Annotated in this window: 7 protein-coding genes; 3 read left to right on the top strand and 4 right to left on the bottom strand. The window is 69.5% G+C overall.

The window, feature by feature from the left end; all coding sequences use genetic code 11:
- The 4 genes from PKE44_RS14720 to PKE44_RS14705 all read right to left on the bottom strand — a co-directional run.
- The coding region (locus PKE44_RS14720; protein ID WP_324552498.1) for a glutathionylspermidine synthase family protein at positions 1–1,076 on the bottom strand (1,076 nt) is incomplete at its 3' end.
- Complete coding sequence (locus tag PKE44_RS14715) at positions 1,073–1,705, bottom strand: DUF1190 domain-containing protein (protein ID WP_324552496.1); 633 nt, start codon at positions 1,703–1,705, stop codon at positions 1,073–1,075. The genes PKE44_RS14720 and PKE44_RS14715, both read right to left, overlap by 4 nt.
- Before the next feature lie 17 nt (positions 1,706–1,722).
- On the bottom strand, positions 1,723–2,124 hold the full coding sequence (locus tag PKE44_RS14710) for a DUF350 domain-containing protein (protein ID WP_324552494.1): 402 nt from the start codon (positions 2,122–2,124) through the stop codon (positions 1,723–1,725).
- A gap of 69 nt (positions 2,125–2,193) precedes the next feature.
- Positions 2,194–2,889 (bottom strand): DUF2491 family protein, encoded by a 696-nt coding sequence (locus PKE44_RS14705; RefSeq protein WP_324552492.1) that lies wholly within the window; start codon positions 2,887–2,889, stop codon positions 2,194–2,196.
- Positions 2,890–3,067: 178 nt separating this feature from the next.
- On the opposite strand from PKE44_RS14705, the gene PKE44_RS14700 reads away from it, so the two are divergent.
- The 3 genes from PKE44_RS14700 to PKE44_RS14690 all read left to right on the top strand — a co-directional run.
- Positions 3,068–3,700 (top strand): YjfI family protein, encoded by a 633-nt coding sequence (locus PKE44_RS14700; protein ID WP_324552490.1) that lies wholly within the window; start codon positions 3,068–3,070, stop codon positions 3,698–3,700.
- A 36-nt stretch (positions 3,701–3,736) separates the two neighbouring features.
- Entirely contained in the window at positions 3,737–4,474 is a 738-nt protein-coding gene (locus tag PKE44_RS14695; RefSeq protein WP_324552488.1) for a PspA/IM30 family protein, read from the top strand.
- Positions 4,475–4,613: 139 nt separating this feature from the next.
- On the top strand, positions 4,614–5,176 hold a 563-nt coding region (locus tag PKE44_RS14690; protein ID WP_324552485.1), incomplete at its 3' end, for an SWIM zinc finger family protein.

The raw sequence follows: 5,176 nt of genomic DNA, 5'->3' as shown, positions 1-5,176 counted from the left end.
TGGCCGATGATCCAGCTGCCGATGACGACGTGCCGGCCGGCGAAGCGCGGCGGCGGGCACAGGGCCTGCAGCACGTGGCCTTCGGCGCCGTAGGGGCCGGGTTCGTCGCAGACGATGCGGCCGCGTTCGACGATGCGCACGTTCGCGCCCTCGCGCGAGTACAGGGGCTTGCGCACGTAGCTGGCGCCGAGGCGGTTGGCGCGCGGGTCGTCGGCGAACCAGGTCGGCAGCAGGTTCGGGTGACCGGGGAAGTGCTCCCACAGCAGCGCCAGCAGGCCCTTGTTCGACAGCACCGCCTTCCACGGCGGTTCGATGAAATACGTATCGCATCCGGGCAGGAAGCGGGCGAAATCCTCGCGGAACAGGAATTCCCACGGGTAGAGCTTGAACAGGTGGCGCAGCGCCTCGCCATCGAGCCCGGTGTACTGGCCGTTGCTGTCGACGCCGATCTCGTCGACGAACAGGAAGCGCGTCGGGATGCCGGCCTGCTCGGCGCAGTCGCGCAGGTACTCGACGGTGCCGCGGTCCTCCTCGCTGTCGCGCGCGCAGGTGAAGTGCATCGGACCCTCGGGCGGGGCCATGCGCGACAGGCGCTCGATCAGCACCTCCTGCACGCTGTTGAACTGGTCGCAGCCGGCCGGGATCAGCCCGCGTGCCAGTGCCTGTTCGAGCCAGACCCACTGGAAATACGCGGTTTCGTACAGCGCGGTCGGCGTGTCGGCGTTGTACTCGTAGAGCCGGGCCGGGCCGCGGCCGTCGTAGGCGAAGTCGAAGCGCCCGTACAGCGAGGCTTCGCCGCGCCGCCAGGCGTCGTGCACGAAGTCGTGCTGTCCGGCCGGGATGCCCAGCCGGTGCAGGATGGCCTCGTCACGCACGGCGATGTCGACCACATCGAGACACATCATCGCCAGTTCGGCGCTCGGTCCTTCGAGGTCGCGCTCGATCTCCTCAAGCGTGAAGGCGTAGCAGGCCGACTCGTCCCAGTAGGGTTCGCCGTACATGGTGTGGAAGCGGAAGCCGCAGTCGGCGGCCGTCTGCTGCCAGTCGGCGCGCGGCGCGACCGGGAAGCGCTTCATCCGCCGAAGCCCGACGACGAACTGGAACCGGAGCTGGCGCGCGCACCGAAGCCGCCGCGTGCGACCGTGGTCGTGCGCGCGAACGCCGGCTTCTGCGCACTGGCCGCACCGCGCAGCACGTCGGTGTCGAAGCGCGCCGAGCCGGAGGCGTTCGGGCGGATCGGTGCCGGGCTGTTCCAGGTGCGGTAGCTGCCGTAGCTGTAGCCGCCACCGCCACCGCCACCGTAGGAACCGCTGGACGAATAGCTGTTGTAGAGCGGCTGGTAGATGACCTCGGAGCGGCGGTTGCCGAGCGCCTGGCCGAGCATGAAGCCGGCGATGGCCGGCAGCCAGACGCTGCCGGTGTCGGTCTGGCGCGCCTCGCAGCCGCCGGGGCCGAACTGGGCCTCGCACGAGGACTGCGCCGTGAAGCGCGGCGCGACCTTCTCGTGCAGTTCCTTCGCCTTGTCGAAGTTCTCGCGGCAGAAGTTTTCGGTGAACACGCCCTTGTCCACGCACTCCTGCACGGTCTTGTAGACGGTGACATCCTCGCTGATGTCGTAGCCATCGTCGGCATCGTCGCCGCAGCCGGCGGCGAGCGTGCCGGCGGCGCCCATCAGCACGAGTTTCAGCATCTTCGAGCGTTTCATGGCCGGTCCCGCCCCTTTCAGTAGCTCATGCTCGCGGCGTTCAGCAGGCCGGTCGCGAGCGAGGCGCCCGCGAGCAGCGTGCCGGCGGCAGTCTCGCCGCGTTCGATGCGCTCGGAGATGTCCGGCATGCACCAGCGGCGCAGGCCGAGATAGACGCTGCACTGCACGCCGAGCGCGATCAGGCCCCACAGCAGGCAGTCGAGCAGCGCCACCGAGTGCGCGACGGCGCTGGCGAGCGGCAGCGCGAAGCCGAGGATCGAGCCGGTGTAGGCGATCGCCGCCGGCGTGCAGCCGGCACGGATCAGCGCCATTTCGTCGTGGCGGGTCAGGCGGGTGTACGCGGCGCAGTAGGCGGCGAGCAGCGCGCTGCTCAGCACGAAGTACAGCGCGAAGGCGGGCAGGCCGACGAGATAGTTCATGGCGGGCAGGAAGTTCCGGTGGAAAAGGTCTGTCGGACGGCCGCGGCGCGGCGGCCGGGCGGAGCGGGTTCAGAGCACCCGCACGGCGCTGCGGTCGAGGTCGATGCCGACCATCACCGTCACCGAGGATTCGCCGTCGGTGGTCTCGAGCGCCGGCAGCAGGTATTCGCTGCGCCCCGGCGCGACCTCGCGGCCGTAGAGCATGGCCTCCTGCGCGATGCGCCGCGGGCGGCTGAAGCTGTCGGGCTCGTCGAAGACTTCCTCGGTGTAGCGCACCGGCGAGGCCGGGCCGGGCTCGTCGTCGAACCAGATGCGCCGGTAGCGCGTGCCGTCGGCGATGCGGAACTCCGGCGCGCCGATGCGCCCCTGCGGCCCGACCCAGCGGTGGATCTGCTCGCGGTTCTCGGGGTAGGCGCTCTCCAGCGGCACGTACAGCGTGATCTCCTCGACCTGGTCCTCCAGACCGGGCAGGTCGCGGCAGAGCAGTTGCAGCATCGTCGAACTGTCGCTGTAGAAGCGGTGCACGATCATGCCTTCGCCGAGTTCGAAACGCCCCTGCGCGGTGACGATCATCGGTTCGTCGGTGCGCGGCAGCGCGAAGCGGAAGGCGCCGGCGTTCATGCGCACCGGCAGCAGGTCGAACTCGACCGAGGCGCCGATGCGCAGACCGAGCGCCGAAGGCAGCGTGCGCTCGGGCTTGCGGCCGCTGACGGCTTCGCGCACGCGGCTCTTGCCGAGCTTGAACAGGGAATCGAGCAGGCCCATGACAACATTCACCCCGGGGTTTTCGCGCGCGGTGCGCGCCCGCACTATAGCTTTCCGTGCCGGCTGTCTCCGGCAGCGCACGGTCTGACCCGGCTACGATAGCAGCCGTTGCCGGTGCTACGATCCTTACAGGTGAGGCTGCAGCCTCGCCGCACGCAGTCGGCGGACCTTCAGCACGATGGAAGAACAGAAGAAAACCTCGGCGGACTACCAGCGCGCGTTCCGCGAACGCATGCGCGCCGCCGGCTACGTGAAGCGCGATGTCTGGGTGCCGCCGGAGCAGAGCGAGGCGCTGCGCGCCTGCGAGCTGGCGTTGCGCAAGGGCATCGTTCCGATCATCGTCAAGCGCAGGAGGGCGGGGATGGGTAACACCACGAATTCATTCGTCTGGACCACGGAGACGCTGCTGGCGGCCCTGACCGACACCGACGCGGTGCGCGCCGGCCGGCTGAAGGTCGAGAGCATCGAGGGGCTGGAGCCGTGCATCGGCATCCGCTTCCCGGAACTGGAAGACCTGCCGGTGTTCATGATCGCCGGCGGCACGCAACTGCTGGTCAGCACGCTGCTCTGGCGCGTCGACGAGGTCGCCGATCCGGCCGATTTCAACAAGCTGCTGCTGCGCACGCACAAGATTTTGCCGCTGTCGACCTTCGGCATCGTCACGATGCCTGACGGCGAGTACTACGAGCTGTTCGGCGCGCTGAGCGCGGCATCGGATCTCGAGGAAATCCTCGAAGAAATCGAAACCCTCGGCGACAACGTCGTGCAGGTCTACGAATCCTTCGGCTCCTACCTGAAGCGCGCCGACTGACCGACTGACAGACTTATTCCGGAGGTCCGGACATCCATGGGCATCTTCAGCAAGATCATCACCGCGATCCGCGGCGGTGCCACCGAGGTCGGCGAGGCGATCGTCGACAGTCAGGCGATGCGCATCCTCGATCAGGAAATCCGCGACGCCGGCGAGGATCTGCGCCTGGCCAAGGACGAACTGACCAAGCTGATGGCCAAGCGCAAGCTCGCCGATGAGGACGTGCGCGCGCTCGGCAGCAAGGTCGGCGAATACGAGGGCTATCTCGGCCAGGTGCTGGCGCGCGAGGCGCCGGACGGCTCGCTGGCAGCGCAGGATGCGCAGCTTCGCGACGAACTCGCGGCCAAGATCGCCGAACTCGAAGGCGAGCTCGGCCAGAAGCAGTCGCTGGCGCAGGAGTTCGCGCAGCGCGAGAACAGCGTCAAGACCGCGATCCGCAGCGCCGAGGGCAACCTCGACAAGCTCAAGCAGCGCGCCTCGATGGTCAAGGCGACCGACGCCGTGCACAAGGCGCAGGCGCAGATCGCGTCCTCGCACTCCGGAGCCAACGCGCGCATGACCACGGCGATGGATTCGCTGGCCCGCCTCGAACAGCGCCAGAAGGAGCAGTCGGCGCGCTTCGACGCCGCCACGCAGCTCGAACACGAGACGCAGAGCAGCGAGCGTTCGCTGGAGGACAAGCTCAAGGCTTCGGGCCTGATCGGCAGCGGTCCGAGCAGCTCCGACGTGCTCGCGCGCCTGCGCGCCAAACGTCTGCCGGATCATTCGTCCTGAGCCCGCCGGGCGGCGGCACGTGCGCCGGGCCGGCGTGCCGCCTCGGGTGGCCGCCCGGATTTCGTGAGGCGCCCGGGCTGCAGACCGGCCGTTCATCGTCCATGCTGCCGGCCATCCTTCCCGCCATGCCGGTAGCCTCTTGACGGTCCCGTCGTACAAGCGCCCGCAGATCCTCGCCCTCGCCCCCGACCCGGCTTCCGCGAAAGCCGGCGAAGGGCTGGCGCGACGTGCGAAATGGCTGCACTACGCCACCGACGGCCGCGCGCTGTGGGGCGAATGCCAGGGCAGCGGCAGCACGCCGTACCGCACCCAGGTCGATCTCGCCGGGCCGGCCTTCCGCTGCTCGTGCCCGAGCCGCAAGTTCCCGTGCAAGCACGGCCTCGGCCTGATGCTGCTGCACGCCGACGTGCCGGCCGCGAGTGCCGAGACCCCGGACTGGGTCGGCGAATGGCTCGCGAAGCGCGAAAGCCGCGCGGCGACAGCCCCGGCAGCTCCGGCAACTCCTGCCGAGGCTGCGCCGGCCCCGGCCGCGAAAGCGACGGCCGATCCCGAGGCCGCGGCGAAGCGCGCCGAAAAACGGCTCGCGCGCGTCAGCGCCGGCGTCGAGGCGCTCGGGCTGTGGCTCGCCGATGCCGTGCGCACCGGCCTCGACGGCGCACCGCAGCAACCGCCCGGCCACTGGCGCGAGGCCGGTGCGCACGG

The sequence above is a fragment of the Plasticicumulans sp. genome (assembly GCF_035331805.1).
Taxonomy (GTDB): Bacteria; Pseudomonadota; Gammaproteobacteria; order Competibacterales; family Competibacteraceae; genus Plasticicumulans.
The sequence above is the reverse complement of the archived record's forward strand: the minus strand, read 5'-3'. Positions and strand labels throughout refer to the sequence as shown.